The 873-nt window shown below is 67.5% G+C and carries 1 pseudogene; it reads right to left on the bottom strand.

Annotated features, from left to right (window positions below):
* A pseudogene (locus tag A5780_RS41655) lies at positions 1–873 on the bottom strand (hypothetical protein); the annotation flags it as partial.

Here is an 873-nt window from a genome sequence, read left to right as displayed (position 1 = left end):
GTCCGGCGTCGACGTCGTCGACAATCGTGACGAGCTGGCTGCGCTCGATGTCGGCCAGGCCGTGCTGGAGTGTGGCGACCGCGACGATCTCGTCGCCCCGCTCGCGCAGCCGCTCGATGGTCGCGGCGGTTTCGTCACCGACACCCCAGGTCTCGGGACTTTCGTCGGAGAGGTCGTTCTCGGCGACGTAGTCCGCGATTGCTCGAATGTCTTCGACATCACCGGCGAGCAGTGAGAGTTGTTCGGTGAGTTTGTCGCGGTCGGCGTAGCCGGGCCAGAGCTGCAGGTCCGGGTACTGTCCGTCGCGGATCGCTTTGCCGACCTCACGGACACGGGCCTGGTCCTCAGCGGTCATCACCGCGATCTCGGCGGCCATCTGCTTGGCCGTGACGTGGCCTTCGTCGAATCCGGCCAGCAGCTCCGGGATGCGGCCGCGGGCTTCCTCTCCGGGATCGACGAACACCGGGGAGGTGAGCAGGTCGATGTTGCGGGTGTCTCCGGTGAGGTAGTCGACGACGAAGTCGACGCGGGTGCGGTCGTCTGTGGTGAGGCCGGCCGCATCCAGATCGGTGTCGAGCTGCGCGCGCCGCTGCTCGGCAGACGACAACGCGTAGGTGGGGGCTTCGTCGAGGCTTTCCCCGCGCCACCGCAGCAGTGCCTGCCCGACAACGGGTTTGGCTTCCGGGGCCAGTGGCAGGTCCTCGATGATCCCGATGGCCGCGCTCTGGCGTGCGAACAGCGCCGCCGCCTGCGCGCGGCTCTGGGCTCCGATTGCGTCGAAGTCGGGATCGATGCCGACCTGCATCTGCTCGGTGTCGATGTTCACGCCCCACTGGTGGGCGAAGGCGTCGCACAGTTCGGTCAGTTTCTGGT

This window comes from Nocardia sp. 852002-20019_SCH5090214 (genome assembly GCF_001665865.1).
Classification (GTDB): domain Bacteria; phylum Actinomycetota; class Actinomycetes; order Mycobacteriales; family Mycobacteriaceae; genus Nocardia; species Nocardia nova.
Note: the sequence above shows the minus strand (reverse complement) of the source record. Positions and strands in the feature narration are given on the sequence as shown.